We start from the raw sequence: 17,657 nt of genomic DNA on the forward strand, positions 1-17,657 counted from the left end.
GGTCAGAGCAGTGAGAGAAGCCATTCCCCACCCCGCTGAAGCGGGACGTCCCCTGGCTAGGTCCTGATGGCTGACGAACCCCTGGTCCTGGGGATCGAGACCTCCTGCGACGAGACCGGCGTCGGCATCGTGCGCGGGACCACCCTGCTGGCGGACGCCGTCGCCTCCAGCGTCGACGAGCACGCCCGCTTCGGCGGCGTCGTCCCGGAGGTGGCGAGCCGCGCCCACCTGGAGGCGATGGTCCCCACCATCGGGCGCGCGCTGAAGGAGGCGGGCGTCAGCGCCCGCGACCTCGACGGCATCGCCGTCACCGCGGGACCCGGACTCGCCGGCGCGCTGCTGGTCGGCGTGTCGGCGGCCAAGGCGTACGCCTACGCCCTCGGCAAGCCCCTCTACGGCGTCAACCACCTCGCCTCGCACATCTGCGTCGACCAGCTCGAGCACGGCGCGCTGCCCGAGCCGACGATGGCCCTGCTGGTCTCCGGCGGCCACTCCTCGCTCCTGCTCTCCACGGACATCACCTCCGACGTCCGTCCCCTCGGCGCGACCATCGACGACGCGGCCGGCGAGGCCTTCGACAAGATCGCCCGTGTGCTGAACCTCGGCTTCCCCGGCGGCCCGGTCATCGACCGGTACGCCCGCGAGGGGGACCCGGAGGCGATCGCCTTCCCGCGCGGTCTGACCGGCCCGCGCGACCCGGCGTACGACTTCTCCTTCTCCGGGCTGAAGACTGCCGTGGCCCGCTGGATCGAGGCGAAGCGGGCTGCGGGCGAGGAGGTCCCCGTGCGCGACGTCTCGGCGTCCTTCCAGGAGGCGGTCGTGGACGTCCTCACCCGAAAGGCCGTACGGGCCTGCAAGGACGAGGGCGTCGACCACCTGATGATCGGCGGCGGCGTGGCCGCCAACTCCCGGCTGCGGGCCCTGGCCCAGGAGCGCTGCGAGGCGGCCGGCATCCGGCTGCGCGTGCCGCGCCCCAAGCTGTGCACGGACAACGGCGCGATGGTCGCGGCGCTGGGCGCGGAGATGGTCGCCCGGAACCGACCCGCCTCCGACTGGGACCTGTCGGCGGACTCCTCCCTCCCGGTGACGGACCCGCACGTGCCCGGCACCGCCCACTCCCACGACCACGTCCACGAGGTCGGCGAGGAGAACCTGTACTCGTGACCGTCGCACTGATGTGGGAGGCGCGGGCGGTCCCCGGCCGGGGCGCGGACCTGGTGGCCTGGACCGAGGAACAGGCGCGGGAGCTCGCCCGCCGCCCCCTGCGCCGCGAGACCTTCCGCGCCCCGCAGGACCGCGTCCTGGTCATCACCTGGTGGGACGCCCCGTACGACGCGGACCTCCCCGAACTCCCGGAGCCGGGCGACGACCTGGTCGCCCGGCCGGTGCACCGGTGGCGGTTCGAGTCGCTCGGGGGCGTCTGACCCGAATCGCTCGACGTTCCGTCGCCGGATCGATCACATGGCGTGCTCTTGGGCTCCGGTAGTGCCGATGGCTTTGGCAGGGCCGGAGTTCCGTAGTCCAGTCGGCCTGACGTGGTTAAGCTGGGCGTTCGCCGTCATCGGTGCCGACCACGTCGAGTCCGGGGGGACACGCGCGCATGGACGAACAGCTCCGCCGCCTGCACGAGTTGGCGAAGGCCTCACCGAACTTCGGGATGCTGTACGGGCATGAGCCGCTGCTCGCGCTCTACGGCTCGCAGGCCGAGCTGAACGTCTTCACCAACCCCAACGCGGCCTCCGTCAGCGCGCGCCAGTTCGGTGAGGTGCTGGCCGAGGAACTGGTGCGGCGCACGGGCATCCGCGTCACCGGTACGAACCAGATCGACCGCCTGCGCGCACTGACCAACATCGGCGCGCTCACCGCCCCCGTGCGCGAGGCGTTCGACACGCTGCGCCGAAGCGGCAATCAGGCCGTCCACGCCCATGTCTTCGACACGACCGCCGCCCTCGCCAACGTCCGGCTCTGCTGGGACCTGGGTGTCTTCTTCGATCGGGCCCTGACCGGCTCCCGCACCGTGCGGGCCTTCGTGCCGCCCGCCATGCCCCAGGACCTGACCGATCCGGCCGAGGCGCGGGCGCTGAGGGAGGCGCTGGACCGGCACCGGGCGACGCTCGCAGAGTCGCGTGTCCGGCTCAGCGAGACGGAGAACCGCCTGGAGGCGGAGCGCAGGGCTCGGGAAGAAGCCCAGGCGCTGATGGTCAGCGCGCAGCAGTCGCAGGCCGCGCTGGCCGAGCAGTTGCAGCAGCTCCAGTCGCAGATCGATGAACTGCGCAAGGCCCAGCAGGCCGATTACGAGAAGGAGCGACAGCAGCCCCGCAAGGTCGCCGTGTCCGCCCGGCAAGCGATCGTCGAGCGGGCGCAGCGTCCGACGCCGCTCAACGAGGTGCAGGCCCGCGTCCGTATCGACGCGCTCCTGGAGGCCGCCGGCTGGGTCGTCCAGGACCGCGACCAGCTCAACCCACTGGCCGGACGGGGAGTCGCCGTACGGGAGTTCACGCTGGCGACCGGCCGCGCCGACTACGTCCTGTACATCGACCAGAGGATCGTCGGCGTCATCGAGGCCAAGCGCGAGGGCACGCCTCTCAGCAGCGCACTCTCACAGAACGAACGGTACGCGCGCGGCGTGCACCGGGACTACGCGCTCAGCGTGTGGCGCCGGGACGAGCCGTTCGCGTTCCGGTACGCCACCACCGGCACCGAGACCTACTTCGTCAACCGCCTTGACCCGGAAGCCCGTTCCCGCGCGGTGTTCGCCTTCCACCGGCCCGAGACGATCGCCGAGTGGATGCGTCGCGCCGAGAACGCGGAAGTGGAGGGCGTGACGTTCCGCGCGGCGCTGCGTGAGCGGATGCCGGAGCTGGAGCGGCATGGTCTGCGGGAAGCTCAGTTCGAGGCGATCAACAGGTTGGAGGCGTCGCTCGCCCAGGACCACCCGCGTGCCCTGATCCAGATGGCGACCGGCGCCGGAAAGACGTTCACGGCCGTGACCGCCACGCACCGGCTGCTGCGGCACGCGGGCGCCAAGCGTGTCCTGTTCCTCGTCGACCGGAACAACCTCGGCCGCCAGGCCCTCGGCGAGTTCCGCCGCTACAAGACACCGGACGAGGGCCGTACCTTCACCGATCTCTACAACGTGGACCGGCTGGGCTCCGCCGGGGTCCAGCAGACGTCCGCGGTGGTCGTCTGCACGATCCAGAAGATGTACAGCCTTCTCAAGGGTGAGCCGCTCACGGACGACGACGCGACGGCGGACGCCCAGGACGAGCAGGCCGAACAGGACCGCGACAAGGCGTACGCGCTAGACCACCCCGCGTCGGTCGAGTACCAGCCGAGTGTGCCCATCGAGTCCTTCGACGTGATCGTCGTCGACGAGTGCCACCGCTCGATCTACGGCCTGTGGCGTGCCGTCCTGGAGTACTTCGACGCCCACCTCGTCGGCCTCACCGCCACCCCCACTCCACAGACCCGTGGCTTCTTCGACAACAACCTGGTCTCCGAGTACACCTTCGAGCAGGCGGTCGCCGACGGCGTCAACGTCGACTTCGACATCGCCCGCGTCCACACGAACCTGCGGGACGACGGCGGCGCCACCATCGAGGCCGGCACGACCGTCCGCATCCGCGACCGCAAGACCCGCGCCCAGCGGTACGAGGAACTCGAGGACGACTTCGAGTACAGCACCCGGGAGCTCGGCCGCTCGGTGATCAACGAGGACGAGATCCGCCAGGTCCTCACCCTCTACAAGAACACCTGGCCCCGCTGGTTCCCCGGCCGCGCCGAGGTACCGAAGACGCTGGTCTTCGCCGTGGGTGAGGACCACGCCGAGGAGGTCCTCAAGCAGGTCAAGGAGGTCTTCGGACGGGGCGACGAATTCGCCAAGAAGATCACCTACAAGTCCCGGCAGAACGGTGAGGACCCCGACGAGCTCATCAACGCCCTCCGTAACTCTCCGAGCCTCCGGGTCGCCGTCACGGTCGACATGATCGCCACCGGCACGGATGTGAAGGCGCTGGAATGCGTGATCTTCCTTCGCTCCGTGCGCAGCCCGGTGCTGTTCGAGCAGATGAAGGGTCGCGGTGCCCGTTCCATCGACCCGGACGAACTGCGTGCGGTCACCCCGGAAGCCGCGAGGGACCTGGCCAAGGACAGGTTCGTCCTGGTGGACGCGGTCGGTGTCACGGACTCGCCCCTCGTCGACGCCCGGCCCCTGATTCCGGCCGGCGACCGGCAGGTCTCCCTGAAGAAGCTCCTGGACAAGACGGGCACACTGGCCCTGAGCTCGGACGAGGCCGAGACCCTGGCCCGCCGCCTCGCCCGCGTCGACCGCCAGCTCACCGACGACGAGCGCCGCCGCATCGAGGAGGTCGCGGGCGACGGCACCACGTTGACGTCCCTGGCTCGCCACCTCGCCGACGCCGTCGACGTCGACCGCCAGGATGCGGCGCTGAGGACGGGTGGTGAGCAGGCGATGCGCAAACTCGTCACGGACGCCATCGCACCGCTCACCGGCAACCCGGAGCTGCGCAGGCTGATCGTCGAGATCCGGCACCAGCAGGACCTGACGTACGACGAGACCACGGCCGTGGCCGTCACCGAGGTGGTCGAGGTGGACCGCGCCGAGCGTGCCCGTAAGGAGCTGAAGGACTGGCACGAGGTGCTGACCAAGGCCGAGCGGGACCGTCACGCCGCCGTTCAGGTCGCCCTGGGCTCCGGCAGCGGCAACCGTTCGGTCGCGGAGAAGCGGGCGGCGCTGCGTGAGCTGGAGGGCAAGATCAAAAGCGGACCTCGGGCGTGGACGCCGTCCATACTGTGGGGCCATTACGAACAGCTGGGCCGCGCCGCCGCGCATCCGGGCAGCGAGGCGGGCCTCGGTGACCTGATGGCACTGATCCGCTACGAACTCGGAGCGGATGATCAGCTTCAGCCATACCGTAACGTTGTCGAGGAGCGCTTCCAGGGCTGGCTGCTGCGTCAGAAGCAGGCGGGCGTGGAGTTCACCGACGAACAGATGTGGTGGCTGGAACGGATCCGCGACGTGATCGCGGACGACGTGGGCATCGAGTCACCCGAGCTGAACATCGAGCCGTTCACCGCCCAGGGCGGTCGTGGCGGGTTTGCAGTTACGTTCGGCGGCAGGACGAGGGCGCAGGAACTGTTGGGCGAACTGAACCGGGAACTGGCTTGAGTGGGACGGGACTTTCGGAGTCGGCTGGGCTTCCGGAGGGGTGGGTTTCCGTTCGTTTGGCGGACGTCCTCTCCGAGCCCCTGGTCAACGGTCGCTCCGTCCGCGATCGTGACGGGGGCTTCCCTGTCCTGCGCCTGACCGCGATCAAGGACGGATGGATCGACCTGTCCGAAAGCAAACAGGGTGCGTGGACGGCTGATGAGGCAGCGCCCTTTTGTGTGGCCGAAGGGGACTTTCTGCTCAGTCGCGGAAACGGATCGCTCAGCCTTGTCGGGCGCGGCGGGGCCGTCGGGACCGTTCCCGCGCCGGTGGCCTTTCCGGACACGATGATCCGGGTTCGCCCTGATGGGCGAGTTCTCGACTCGGCGTTTCTCAGGCTTATTTGGCAGTCGCCCATGGTTCGATCTCAGATCGAATCACGAGTGCGTACCACGGCCGGAATTTACAAGCTTAACCAGAAGATCCTTGAGGATATTAACCTGTTGCTTCCGCCGCTGGGTGAGCAGGAGCGGATTGTTGAAGCCCTGGAAGTGGGTCTATCTCGCCTCGATACAGGAGATAAACTCCTGCAAAAATCGATCCTGCGCGTGGCGCGACTGAAGCATTCTGTGGCCGATGTCACTCTCGGGTTCCATGTGGGCGACCTGCCCGAAGCTTCTCCACCCCCATCCGCCTCGGGGGCAATCGATGGCTCCTTGCCCATGCTTCCGAAGGAATGGTCATGGCAACGACTCGGTGAAATCGCCGACGTCGTCGGGGGAGTGACCAAAGATTCCAAGAAGCAGCAAGACCCGCTTCTGCCCGAAGTTCCTTACCTCAGAGTGGCGAACGTGCAAAGAGGGCACCTCGACCTCAAGTGCGTCACGCTAATCCGCGTTCCGCAATTTAAGTTGACCCAACTGCGGCTGCTGCCTGGCGATGTCCTGATGAATGAAGGTGGTGACCGGGACAAGCTCGGTCGGGGCTGGGTATGGGAAGGTGCGATGGATGATGTCATCCATCAGAACCATGTCTTCCGAGCTCGCATTAAGAACGAAGTCCTGCTACCGAAGCTGCTCTCCTGGTGGGCGAATAGCATGGGGCGCTGGTTCGAGAAAAATGGCAAGCAGAGCACAAACCTTGCATCGATCAGCTTGAAGAAGATCAAAGAACTACCTGTCCCTATTCCGCCCGCTGATGTGCAACTGGACATCCTGAAGCGTATTGAGGAACAGTCCTTGATCGCCGCGAAGGCAGAAGAAGCCCTTCGCCTTGCGCAACGCCGGTCCGCGCTTCTGCGCATGGCGCTGCTCCGCAAGGCTTTCTCAGGTGGGCTGGTCCCCCAGAATCCGGAGGACGAGTCGGCCGCCGCCGTACTCGACCGCATCCGGGCTGAGCGGGCCGCTCAGCCCAAGCCGAAGCGCACGCGCACGCGGAACGCCCCAGCCGCCCGTAAACCTGCCGCAGCCTCCCTTGCTCCTGAACCCACCGAGCCCCCCCGTTCATCCGTCCAGCAGGAGCTCCCCCTGTGACCGCCGCCGAAGAGATCACCACCGAACCGGCACCCGAGGTGCGGGCCAAGGCGGCCGCGCAGACGAACAGCCTTGTCGCCAAGCTCTGGAACTACTGCAACGTCCTCCGTGACAACGGCATGTCCACCATCGAGTATGTCGAGCAGCTTTCCTATCTCCTCTTCCTCAAGATGGTCGACGAGATGGCCGAGGAGGCCTGGGAGGACGACGAGATCACCCAGGTCATCCCGCCGGAGTACGGCTGGAAGTCCCTGGTCACCAAGCGTGGCGTAGAGCTCGAGCGCCACTACCGGGACGTCCTGGACGAACTCGGCCGCCGCCCCGGCACCACCATCGGCACGATCTTCGCCGAGGCCCAGAACCGCATCACCAAGCCTGCCCTCCTCGAAAAGCTCGTCGTCGAACTGATCGGACGCGAGCAGTGGACGATCCAGGGCACCGACCTCAAGGGCGACGCCTACGAAGGCCTCCTCAACAAGGGTGCCTCCGACACGAAGACCGGCGCAGGCCAGTACTTCACACCCCGTGCCCTGATCGACGCCATCGTCGAGGTCACCCGCCCGACCCCGGACGACATCATCGCCGACCCCGCCTGCGGTACCGGTGGCTTCCTCATCGCTGCCCACTCCTACCTGCGTAAGCACCACATGAAGGGCCTCAGCGGGGAGAAGCGCGCCGCCCTCCAGCGAGGCGAGCACATCCGCGGCAACGAACTGGTCACCGGCACTGCCCGCCTCGCCGCGATGAACATGCTGCTCCACGGCATCGGCACCAGCGACGGCCGTAGCCTCGTCACCGTCGGAGACGCTCTCGCTGAGAAACCCAGCGGCCGTCACGCCACGCTCGTCCTGGCCAACCCGCCTTTCGGTAAAAGGTCCGCGATCAATGTGATCGGCCAGGACGGCTCAGTGGAGAAGGAGGACGTCGAGTACGACCGTGACGACTTCACGGCGACCACGTCCAACAAGCAGCTCAACTTCCTGCAGCACATCATGTCGCTGACGGCGGTCGACGGCCGAGCCGCTGTTGTCCTTCCCGACAACGTCCTTTTCGAGGGCGGCGCCGGCGAGACGATCCGACGCCGGCTGTTGCAGGAGTTCAACCTGCACACGATCCTGCGGCTCCCCAAGGGCATCTTCTACGCGGGCGGAGTGCAGGCGAACGTCCTCTTCTTCGACAAGGAGCCGCCGCGAGCAGACGGCAGGCCACACACGACGAAGACCTGGGTGTATGACTTCCGCACCGGACAGCACTTCACTTTGAAGAAGCGCCCCCTGACCCGTGCCCACCTGGACGACTTCGTCGCCGCCTACCGCCCGGACGAGCCCCACGAGAACCGCAAGCCCTCCGAGTCACCGGACGGTCCCTGGCAGGTCTTCACCTACGACGAGCTGATCAAGCGCGACAAGGTGAACCTGGACATCACTTGGATGAAGGACCCGGCCCTGGAGGACGCGGACAGCGACCTCGAACCGGAGGTCATCGCCCAGGAGATCGTCCAGGACCTGCAAGCGGCCCTGGACGAGTTCAAGGCGATCGCCGAGGCGCTCGGCGGCGAAGTGATCGAGGACGAGGCGGAGCCGGCCTAACTCGGCGAGGTCATCGCCTCTTCCCGTACGCCCGCGCCCCGGCGATGGGCAGGACCGCCCACATCCGCGTGCCGCCGCCGGGTTGCCGGGCCGCGTCGAGTCCCCACGTTCCGCCGCAGGCCCGTACGACCGCCGTGAGAACACGGAGAGTCGCCTTGCGCCGGGCGTCGCAGGCCGCGGAGAGACGGGGATGGGTGTGGCGGGGGTGACCGTCGTAGACGATCACCCGGACCGTGCCGTCGCGGTGCCGTAGGGACACGTAGATGTCATCGGCGGCGCTGAAGCGGCAGGCGCAAGCGGTCAGTTCGCTCACCGTCTGCACCACGGCCTCGGTCACGTCACCCAGTCCGTGCAGGTCAAGGGCGGTACGAGTCGCCGCCCTGACCATCGCCGCACTGGTCAGTGCGGTGGGGAGGGTGAAGCTGTAGGCGAGGGTGTCGGGCGTGGGCTTGGTCGCCGGAAGCACGTCCGACGAGATGGGACACAGGGTGAAGGCTGTCGTCGCAGACATGGCGGATCCCCTTACAGCAAAGGGTGGATGAGGGTCGGGGCGCGCAGCCGGTGGCCTGTCTCCCTGACGCGAGCCCACCCCTCCCAGGGCAGGAGAGTGTGGGCAGGCTCACGCGATGCACTTCCAGTAGCGCGCTGTGGCTGCTTCATCGCTGACAGTAGAAGTCGGCGGGTCACCATGTCCAACCTTTCGGAGATAATTACCCCCTGAGGAGTTGAGCGCTGTGTCACGCACCGGGCACACTGGGTGCCTCAACTCACAAAGGACGCCATGTCGACCAGAACCACGCCGACCGAGAGGCAGAAGCGACTCGGCGCCGAGATGCGGAAGTTGCGGCTCGCTGCCGAACGCACGACCGAATACGCCGCGGGACTCCTGGGGGTCGATCGCACCAGGCTGTCCAACATGGAGTCCGGTATCCGGCCCTTCTCTGCCGACCGCGTTCGCACGCTGGCCTGCAACTACGCCTGCGCAGACGAGCCTTACATCGAGGCGCTGACAGTGATGGCCGCCAACAAGGAACGCGGCTGGTGGGAGCAGCACCGAGGTTCTCTGCCCGCCGGGCTGCTGGACATCGCTGAACTCGAGTGGCACGCCACGCGCGTCCGCACCACCCAAGTGGTCCACGTGCCAGGACTGTTGCAGACCGAGGAATACGCGCGAGCCGTCTTCGATGCGGTCCTGCCGCCGCTGACCAGACTCCAGATCGAACTGCGCGTGGCCCACCGCATGGAACGCCAACAGATCCTCGACATCCCCGGCAAGGTGCCCTATATCGCCTATGTCCATGAGGCCGCCCTGCACATGCCCTTCGGGAGTACCACGGCGATGCAACGGCAACTGGACTACCTGTGCGAGGCATCCGAACGCGAGAATGTCGAAGTGAGAATCGTTCCATTCAAGGTGGGCGGCTTCCCCGGAGCCGGACACGCCCTGCTCTACGCGGAAGGCCCCGTGCCCCAGCTCGACACGGTGCAGCTCGACTCGGCCCATGGGCCCGAGTTCACACATGCCGGGGCTCAACTCTCCAAGTACCGTAGCCATTTGGAGTGGATGGACGGAGCCTCGCTACCGACACCCGATTCCCGTGACCTGATCAGGCAGCTCACGCATGACCTCTGAGGGAGTAACCGTGACTGACATCCAGTGGGAAGCCCCCTTCTGCGGCGAAGGCAACAACTGCTTCCGCCTAGGCACCGACACCGAAGGCAACGCCTACATCGCCATAGCCGGCCAGGAGGACCACCCCCTCACCGACACCCGCGAAGCCCTCGCGCAGCTGATCCTGGACATCAAGGCAGGCAAGGCCGACCACCTCCTCTAGTCTCAACGTTCCGCCCGGTGCAAGCTGGGTGTGGGGAACGATCACGAAAACCCGGGGGGCGCGTTGCTGGAGAACCTGATCCAGAGCAAGGCAATGACGATCGAGGAGGTGTTCACCGGCCACCGCTACCAGTTGGACAGCTACCAGCGTGACTTCACCTGGGGACGTACGGACGTGCGCCGCCTCATCGAAGACCTGCGCAAGAAGTTCGTGGAGAACTGGAAGCTCGAACACGACCGGGAACACGTCGCCCGATACCAGCCCTACTTCATGGGCCCGTACGTCTACCACGTGGACGCGTCCGTCACCTACCTCGTGGACGGGCAGCAACGCATCACGACACTGCACCTGATGCTGGTCTACCTCCGCGAACTACTGCGGGCCCAGGATCTCGACCACGACGCGGCGAGGCTGGCCGGCCTCATCGAGACCCGTAAGTTCGGGAAGTCCGTCCACACCCTCGACATCCCGGAACGCCGACAGTTCCTGGACGAGGTCTTCAAGGACAACGACTACGTACTCCCCGAAGGTGCCTCCGGTGCCCTGCGCAGGCTGTGGGATGCGTCCCGGGTCTTCCGCGAGGAGTTCCCGGACGACCTGCGTGGCGACGCGCTGCCCTACTTCGTCGACTGGCTCCTCGACGGCGTCTGCATGGTGGGCATCCGGGCGGCCACCTCGGAACAGGGCTGGGAGATGTACGAGTCGATGAACGACCGAGGGGTACGACTCGGTCCGATCGACCTGCTGAAGAGCTTCCTGCTGTCCGAGGTCGACGCCGAGCACGCGGGCGGTGCTGCGAACGTCTGGCGTCAGATGATCTCCGAGCTGGCCGGTGTCGACGTGAACGCCCCCAGCGAGTTCATCAAGACCTACCTGATCGGCCGGTACGCGGAGGTCGGTACAGGAAAGGACTCGGACGAACTCTCCGAGGACGTAGAGAAGATCAACGGTCCCTTCCACACCTGGGTCAAGGACAACGCGGTCCGTCTGGAACTGACGCGTTCGTCGGATCACCGCAGGCTGATCGACGATCTGGCGGGGAACGCCAAGAGGTACCTCGCACTGGCTTCGGCAGCCACCAACTACGTTCCCGAGCTCGGCGGCGTCTACTTCAACGCCTACAACGGCATCTCCATGCAAGCCGCCCCCATCCTGGCCGCGGTCGGTCCCGGCGACGACATCTCCACCTTCAAGGCGAAGGCGAAGCTCATCGCCGACTACCTCGACCTCGTGTTCGTACGCCGCCTCGTCAACGACCTGCCCGCCTCGGGCACCGACCTCGATCGCGAGGCCGTCAGGCTCGTCGGTCTCCTGCGCGGCGGCGTCGGCGTCGACAGACTCCGGGAGGTACTCGCCCGCGAGGTCGCCGCCCTGGACTACGACTTCACCGGCATGAACACCTACGGCCTACGCTCCAACAACCGCCGCCAGGTGCGCTACCTCCTCGCCCGCCTCACCGGCCACGTCGAGACGGCCTGCGCACGGGGCGACGAGATGAGCAGGTACCTCGACAGCCGACGGCCCTTCGAGATCGAGCACATCTGGGCCAACCACTTCGACCGCTACCAGCCCGAGACGCCCACTCACGCCGAGTTCGACTCCTACCGCAACCGCCTCGGCGCGCTGCTGCTGCTCCAGAAGTCGGACAACGCCAGCTACCAGGATCTTCCGTACGAGGAGAAGCTCGACTACTACCAGCGGCAGAACCACCTCGCCGGCGCGCTGCACCCCAAGCACCGGGAGCGGAACGCCCCCTTCAACAAGTTCGTGAAGCAGCACAAGCTCGACCGGGCACTCCGGGCCTTCCCCAAGTTCGACAAGGCAGCGATCCGCACGCGACAGGACCTCTACCGACGGCTGTGCGAGATCATCTGGAACCCCGCGGCCTCCTTCGGCGCTTCGGTCGTCCCCGCGCAGCGTTCCGACCGCTCTCGCACACGGACCCGGGCACGGTACGACGTCGCGGTCACCGATCTCATCGCCAAGGGTCTCCTTCCCAGGGGAGTCCAGCTCGTGGGGCGGCGCCGCAACGAAGAGTTCCACGCCCGGGTACTCGATGACGGCCGGATCCAGGTGGCCTCCGGCGAGAGCTTTGGGTCCCTGTCCGCAGCCGGGGAATTCGTCCTCCAGACGAAGGCGTGCCCCGGATGGAACTTCTGGCGTGCCAGGCTCGACGACCGAGAGCCACGGCTCGTCGAGGTCAGGCGTGAGGCGCTGGAGAAAGGGCTCGTCTGACGACCGGCGCATGCCCTTGGTCGACCACCTGATGATCGGCGGCGGCGTGGCCGCCAACTCCCGGCTGCGGGCCCTGGCCCAGGAGCGCTGCGAGGCGGCCGGGATCCGGCTGCGCGTACCGCGCCCCAAGCTGTGCACGGACAACGGCGCGATGGTCGCGGCGCTGGGCGCGGAGATGGTCGCCCGCAACCGCCCCGCCTCCGACTGGGACCTGTCGGCCGACTCCTCCCTCCCGGTGACGGACCCGCACGTGCCGGGCACCTCGCACCCGCACGACCACGTGCACGAGACCGCCAAGGACAACCTGTACTCATGACGGTCGTACTGATGTGGGAGGCCCGGGCACTGCCCGGCCGGGGCGCCGAACTGCTGGCCTGGGCACAGGAGCGGGCGCGGGAGCTGCCCGAGCGGCCCCTGCGCCGGGAGACCCTCCGCGCCCCGCAGGACCGCGTCCTGGTCATCACCTGGTGGGACGCCCCGTACGACGCCGACCTCCCCGAACTTCCCGAGCCGGACGGGGACCTGGTCACCCGTCCGGTGCACCGGTGGCGGTTCGAGTCGCTCGGGAGCGTCTGACCCGGCGCCTCACGCCCCGGTGCCCGCCGGCTCCACCTCCGTCCCGCACCGCAGCCGCCGGTCCGGGCCGACCTCGCGCACCGGGCCCGTGAGGCGCAGCCGGGCCGTGTGGCGGACGTCCGTGCTGGAGGCCGCCAACCGCAGCTCCAGCGCGCCCGGTTCGACCACCCGGCGCCCGGAACGGTCGGTGAACGCCGACAGGTCCGTGTGGAAGCGGAACGTCACCCGGGACGCCTCGCCCGGCGCCAGCTCGACCCGCCGGTAGCCGGTCAGGCGGACGTCCGGGCGGGTCACCGACGCCACCGGGTCGTGCAGGTAGAGCTGGACGACCTCGGCGCCGGACCGGTCACCGGTGTTGCGGACGGTCAGCGAGACGTCGTACGAGCCGTCCGTGCCGATCTCCGCGTTCTCGTCCCGGACGTCGGGGGACCACGCGAACGTCGTGTACGAGCCGCCGTGGCCGAAGGGGTACAGCGGGGTCGGGTCGAGGTTGCTGACCTCGCCCGCGAGACCGAGCGGCGGCTGGAGGTAGGTCCAGGGCTGGCCGCCGGGCAGGCGCGGGACGCTCACCGGGAGGCGGCCGGACGGGTTGACGCGGCCCGACAGCGCTCCCGCCACCGCCGGGCCGCCCTCCTCCCCCGGGAAGAAGGCCTGGACGACGGCGCCCAGGCGGCCGTGCCAGCGGCCGAGCGCGTACGGGCGGCCGGTGAGCAGTACCAGGACGACCGGTACGCCGGTCGCGACGAGCGCGTTCAGCAGCTCCGCCTGGACGCCGGGCAGGTTCAGGTCCGTCGCGTCGCAGCCCTCGCCGGACGTGCCGCGGCCGAACAGGCCCGCCCGGTCGCCGAGCACCGCCACGCACACGTCCGCCTCCGCCGTCCGCGCGACCGCCTCCGCGAAGCCCGCCGTGTCCGGCTCGGAGGTGTCGCAGCCCGGCGCGAACGTCACCTTGGCGTCGGGGAGTTCGGCGCGCAGCGACTCCAGCACGGTCGGGATCCCGATGCCCGTCGGGACGCCGGGGTGGTGGGGGAGGACGTGGGACGGGAAGGCGTAGCAGCCCAGCATGGCGAGGGCGTCGGCCGCGCGGGGGCCGACGACCGCGATCCGGGTGTCGGGGGAGAGGGGGAGCAGGCCGTCGGGGTTGTCGAGGAGGACCACGGACTCCTCGGCCAGGCGGCGGGCCAGGGCGCGGTTCCCGGTGGAGTCGAGGTCGACCGGACCGGCCGGCTCCGGGGTCCAGTCCTCGTCGAGGAGGCCCAGTTCGCACTTCTGGAGCAGCACCCGGCGGGCCGCGCGGTCGACCAGTTCCTCCGGGACCTCGCCGGCCCGGACGGCCGCCGACAGGGGGCTGCCGTAGCACTTGGGCGTGGGCAGTTCGACGTCGATGCCGGCCAGCAGCGCCGCGTGCGCGGCCTCCGCCGGGGTGCCCGCCACCCGGTGCAGGCTCTCCAGGAAGCCGACGCCGAAGTAGTCGGAGACGACCGTGCCGGTGAAACCCCATTCGTCGCGCAGGAGTCGGGTGAGCAGCGCCGGATCGGCCGACGAGGGCACGCCGTCGGTCTCGGTGTACGCGGCCATCACCGAGCGCGCCCCGCCCTCGCGCAGCGCCATCTCGAACGGCGGCAGGGTGATGTCCGCGAACTCCCGCGTCCCGGCCCGCACCGGCGCGAGGTTGCGCGCCCCGGCGGAGGCGGCGTACCCGGCGAAGTGCTTGAGCGTGGCGACGACCCCGGCGGACTCCAGCCCGCGTACGTAGGCGGCGCCGACCGTGCCGACCAGGTACGGGTCCTCCCCGATGGTCTCCTCCACCCGGCCCCAGCGCAGATCCCGTGCGACGTCCAGGACGGGCGCGAGTCCCTGGTGGACGCCCGCCGCGCGCAGGTCGTGGCCGATGCGGCGGGCCATGTCCTCGACCAGCCCGGGGTCGAAGCTCGCGCCCCAGGCCAGCGGGACGGGGTAGGCGGTGGCCTGCCAGGCGGTGAATCCGGCCAGGCACTCCTCGTGCGCGACCGCCGGGATGCCGAAGCGGCCGGCCGCGGCGATCTGCCGCTGGGCGCGGGCCAGTGCTTGCGCGCCGAGGCCGGGGTCGACGGGGGCGGTGCCGTAGGAGCGGGTGAGCTGACCGAGGCCGAGGGTGATCAGCTCGTCCCAGTCGTGGTCGGCGGTCATGTCGTGCTGGTGCGGGGCGACGCCCCCGCCGCCGGTGTCGGCGCCCACCCACACGCCGTACAGCTGGGCGGTCTTCTCCTCCAGGGTCATCCGGGAGAGCAGGTCGTCGACGCGGGCGGCGGCGGGTAGGGCGGGGTCACGCCAGGGCGCGGTGGTCATGGAGCTCCTGTCGGGTGGACGGACGGCCCTCACACATACGATTCTCGACGAATGTTTCGATTTTCGGTTCGAATGTTCCGGGAACCTATGGCCCCCGGAAGTCTTCGTCAAGAGGGCCCGCAGGGTTACGATCGCGGCCATGACTTCCCCGCAGCCCGCTGAAACCCGGACGCAAGGGCGCAGAGCCCGGACGGCGACCCTCGCCGAGATCGCCCGCGAGGCCGGCGTCTCCGCCCCGACTGTTTCGAAGGTCCTCAACGGTCGTGCCGACGTCGCCCCCGCCACCCGGAGCCGGGTCGAAGGGCTGCTGCGTGCCCACGGCTACCGGCGCCGCCGCGCCGAGTCCACCCGCTCGCCCCTGATCGACCTGGTCTTCCACGAACTGGAGAGCGCCTGGGCGATGGAGGTCATCCGGGGCGTGGAGAACGTGGCCCGGGACGAGGGCCTGAGCGTCGTCCTCTCCGAGAGCGCGGGCCGGCTCACGCCCGGACGCACCTGGGCCGACCAGGTCGCCGCGCGCCGCCCGCACGGCGTCATCCTCGTGCTGTCCGGCCTCGACGAGTCCGGGCGGGCCCTGCTGACCAGCCGTTCCATCCCGTTCGTGGTGATGGACCCGGCCGGCGACCCGGGCACCGACGTGCCCTCCATCGGCGCGACCAACTGGCAGGGCGGGCTCGCCGCGACCCGGCACCTGGTGGACCTGGGCCACACCCGGATCGGCGCGATCAGCGGGCCCACGCAGATGATGTGCAGTCGCGCCCGCGTCGACGGCTACCGGGCCGCCCTGGAGACCGCCGGGCTGCCGGTCGACCCCCAGCTGATCATGACAGGGGACTTCCACCACGAGGCCGGCTACCGGCAGGGTCTCGCCCTGCTGCGCCGCGAGGACCGGCCCACCGCGGTCTTCGCCGGCAACGACCTCCAGGCCCTCGGGCTGTACGAGGCCGCGCGGGAGCTGGGGCTGCGGATCCCGGAGGACCTGAGCGTGGTCGGGTTCGACGATCTGCCGGTGGCCCGCTGGGTGGGGCCGCCGCTGACGACCGTACGGCAGCCGCTGACGGAGATGGCCGAGGCGGCGGCCAGGCTGGTCCTCGATCTGGGCAGGGACGAGGACTCGGCGGCGGCGACCCGGGTGGAGCTGGCGACGAGCCTGGTGGTGCGGAGCAGTACGGCGCCGCCAACGGGGGCGTGAGCCGGTCCGAAAGTTTCGGACCGCCGGGCGACATGCCGGAAGTCTGAGAATTTCACAAGAAAGCTCTCCGGGAGTAGCTGCTCGTCATAATTCGGACTTACGTTCCTGTCCGTGAGGGGACATGAGAAGAGCGGCGGGGCCGGGAACGACGGGGACGAGGCCGGGGGTCCGGACATACGGACGGGCCGGCGGGCGAAAGCACTGAGGATCACGGGGCTGACGCTGGCCGGCCTGCTGGTCCTGGGCGCCGGAGCGGCCGGCTGGGCGTACTGGCAGCTCAACGGCAACATCGACAGCGTCGACATCGACAGCGCCCTGGGCGACGACCGCCCCGCCAAGGCCGTGACCACACCGTCCCCGGACGCGTCCGCCACGGCCACGCCCCTGCCGACCGAGTCCCTGAACATCCTCGTGCTCGGCTCCGACTCGCGCAGCGGCGAGGAGAACCAGGCGCTCGGCGGCGGCGACAGCGGCGGCGCCCGCTCCGACACCGCCATGGTCGTCCACCTCGACGCCGGCCGGACCGCCGCGACGGTGGTCAGCATCCCCCGCGACACCCTCGTCGACCGGCCCTCCTGCCCGCTTCAGGACGGGGAATCGACCCGTGCGGCCTCCGGGGTGATGTTCAACACCGCGTACGAGGTGGGCGGGCCGGTGTGCGCCGTGAAGACCGTCGAGTCGCTCACGGACGTCCGCATGGACCACTACGTCGAGATCGACTTCGCCGGCTTCGCCCGCCTGGTCGACGCGCTCGGCGGGGTCACCGTCACCACCGAGGAGGACATCGACGACGACCGCAGCCACCTCACCCTGGACGCCGGTACCCACCACCTCGACGGCACGGACGCCCTCGCCCTGGCCCGCACCCGGTACGACATCGGCGACGGCAGCGACCTCGGCCGCATAGGGCTCCAGCACCAGCTGGTGAAGGCGCTGCTGGAGCAGGTCGCGGACGAGGACCTGCTGGCCGGCCCCACCCGGCTGTACCGGCTCGCCGACACCGTCACCGACAGCCTCACCACCGACACCGGCCTGGACTCGCTCGGCGAACTCACCCGCCTCGCCCAGAGCCTGCGGGACCTCCCGTCCGACGACGTCACGACCCTCACCATGCCGGTCGTCCCGGCCCCCTGGGACCGTAACCGCGTGATCGCGGACGAGCCGGAGGCGGGGGAGCTGTGGGCGTCCCTGAGGTGAACGTCC

Annotated in this window: 13 protein-coding genes and 1 pseudogene; 12 read left to right on the forward strand and 2 right to left on the reverse strand. The window is 69.1% G+C overall.

What is annotated here, in order from left to right; all coding sequences use genetic code 11:
* Nucleotides 1–66: 66 nt before the first annotated feature.
* From tsaD to ACFV5H_RS01570, 5 genes are all read left to right on the forward strand, one after another.
* The gene (gene tsaD, locus ACFV5H_RS01550; RefSeq protein ID WP_385192153.1) at nt 67–1,164 is read left to right on the forward strand and encodes a tRNA (adenosine(37)-N6)-threonylcarbamoyltransferase complex transferase subunit TsaD; all 1,098 of its coding nucleotides are present in this window, start codon (nt 67–69) and stop codon (nt 1,162–1,164) included.
* Nucleotides 1,161–1,424, forward strand: coding sequence for a hypothetical protein (locus ACFV5H_RS01555; protein WP_385192156.1), 264 nt, complete (start codon nt 1,161–1,163; stop codon nt 1,422–1,424). Before tsaD ends, ACFV5H_RS01555 begins: the two co-directional genes overlap by 4 nt.
* 176 nt (nt 1,425–1,600) lie before the next feature.
* Nucleotides 1,601–5,188: a DEAD/DEAH box helicase family protein gene (locus ACFV5H_RS01560; RefSeq protein ID WP_385192159.1), complete on the forward strand. Its 3,588-nt coding sequence runs from the start codon at nt 1,601–1,603 to the stop codon at nt 5,186–5,188.
* The gene (locus tag ACFV5H_RS01565; protein ID WP_385192162.1) at nt 5,185–6,699 is read left to right on the forward strand and encodes a restriction endonuclease subunit S; all 1,515 of its coding nucleotides are present in this window, start codon (nt 5,185–5,187) and stop codon (nt 6,697–6,699) included. The genes ACFV5H_RS01560 and ACFV5H_RS01565 overlap by 4 nt, the downstream gene beginning before the upstream one ends.
* Nucleotides 6,696–8,288 (forward strand): N-6 DNA methylase, encoded by a 1,593-nt coding sequence (locus ACFV5H_RS01570; RefSeq protein WP_385192164.1) that lies wholly within the window; start codon nt 6,696–6,698, stop codon nt 8,286–8,288. The genes ACFV5H_RS01565 and ACFV5H_RS01570 overlap by 4 nt, the downstream gene beginning before the upstream one ends.
* Before the next feature lie 10 nt (nt 8,289–8,298).
* On the opposite strand, the gene ACFV5H_RS01575 is transcribed toward ACFV5H_RS01570, so the two are convergent.
* Complete coding sequence (locus ACFV5H_RS01575) at nt 8,299–8,799, reverse strand: ATP-binding protein (protein WP_385192167.1); 501 nt, start codon at nt 8,797–8,799, stop codon at nt 8,299–8,301.
* Nucleotides 8,800–9,069: 270 nt separating this feature from the next.
* Here ACFV5H_RS01575 and ACFV5H_RS01580 point away from each other — a divergent pair, with 270 nt between their 5' ends.
* From ACFV5H_RS01580 to ACFV5H_RS01600, 5 genes and pseudogenes are all read left to right on the forward strand, one after another.
* Nucleotides 9,070–9,921, forward strand: a complete 852-nt coding sequence (locus ACFV5H_RS01580; RefSeq protein ID WP_385192169.1) for a helix-turn-helix domain-containing protein — start codon at nt 9,070–9,072, stop codon at nt 9,919–9,921.
* A 10-nt stretch (nt 9,922–9,931) separates the two neighbouring features.
* Nucleotides 9,932–10,123 carry a hypothetical protein gene (locus ACFV5H_RS01585; protein WP_103543427.1) on the forward strand — a complete coding sequence of 64 codons (192 nt, stop codon included), beginning with the start codon at nt 9,932–9,934 and terminating at the stop codon, nt 10,121–10,123.
* A gap of 63 nt (nt 10,124–10,186) precedes the next feature.
* Entirely contained in the window at nt 10,187–12,358 is a 2,172-nt protein-coding gene (locus ACFV5H_RS01590; RefSeq protein WP_385192171.1) for a DUF262 domain-containing protein, read from the forward strand.
* 19 nt (nt 12,359–12,377) lie between these two features.
* A pseudogene (locus tag ACFV5H_RS01595) lies at nt 12,378–12,674 on the forward strand (tRNA (adenosine(37)-N6)-threonylcarbamoyltransferase complex transferase subunit TsaD); the annotation flags it as partial.
* The gene (locus ACFV5H_RS01600) at nt 12,671–12,934 is read left to right on the forward strand and encodes a hypothetical protein (protein WP_385192173.1); all 264 of its coding nucleotides are present in this window, start codon (nt 12,671–12,673) and stop codon (nt 12,932–12,934) included. The pseudogene ACFV5H_RS01595 and the gene ACFV5H_RS01600, both read left to right, overlap by 4 nt.
* Before the next feature lie 9 nt (nt 12,935–12,943).
* Here the strand turns inward: ACFV5H_RS01600 and ACFV5H_RS01605 are convergent, their stop codons facing one another.
* On the reverse strand, nt 12,944–15,262 hold the full coding sequence (locus ACFV5H_RS01605; protein ID WP_385192175.1) for a glycoside hydrolase family 3 N-terminal domain-containing protein: 2,319 nt from the start codon (nt 15,260–15,262) through the stop codon (nt 12,944–12,946).
* A gap of 139 nt (nt 15,263–15,401) precedes the next feature.
* Between ACFV5H_RS01605 and ACFV5H_RS01610 the strand changes: the two genes are divergently transcribed.
* Nucleotides 15,402–16,454, forward strand: a complete 1,053-nt coding sequence (locus ACFV5H_RS01610) for a LacI family DNA-binding transcriptional regulator (RefSeq protein WP_385192178.1) — start codon at nt 15,402–15,404, stop codon at nt 16,452–16,454.
* A 105-nt stretch (nt 16,455–16,559) separates the two neighbouring features.
* Nucleotides 16,560–17,651 carry an LCP family protein gene (locus ACFV5H_RS01615; RefSeq protein ID WP_385192253.1) on the forward strand — a complete coding sequence of 364 codons (1,092 nt, stop codon included), beginning with the start codon at nt 16,560–16,562 and terminating at the stop codon, nt 17,649–17,651.
* Nucleotides 17,652–17,657 lie beyond the last annotated feature (6 nt).

The sequence above is a fragment of the Streptomyces sp. NPDC059787 genome (assembly GCF_042732315.1).
Lineage (GTDB): Bacteria > Actinomycetota > Actinomycetes > Streptomycetales > Streptomycetaceae > Streptomyces > Streptomyces atrovirens.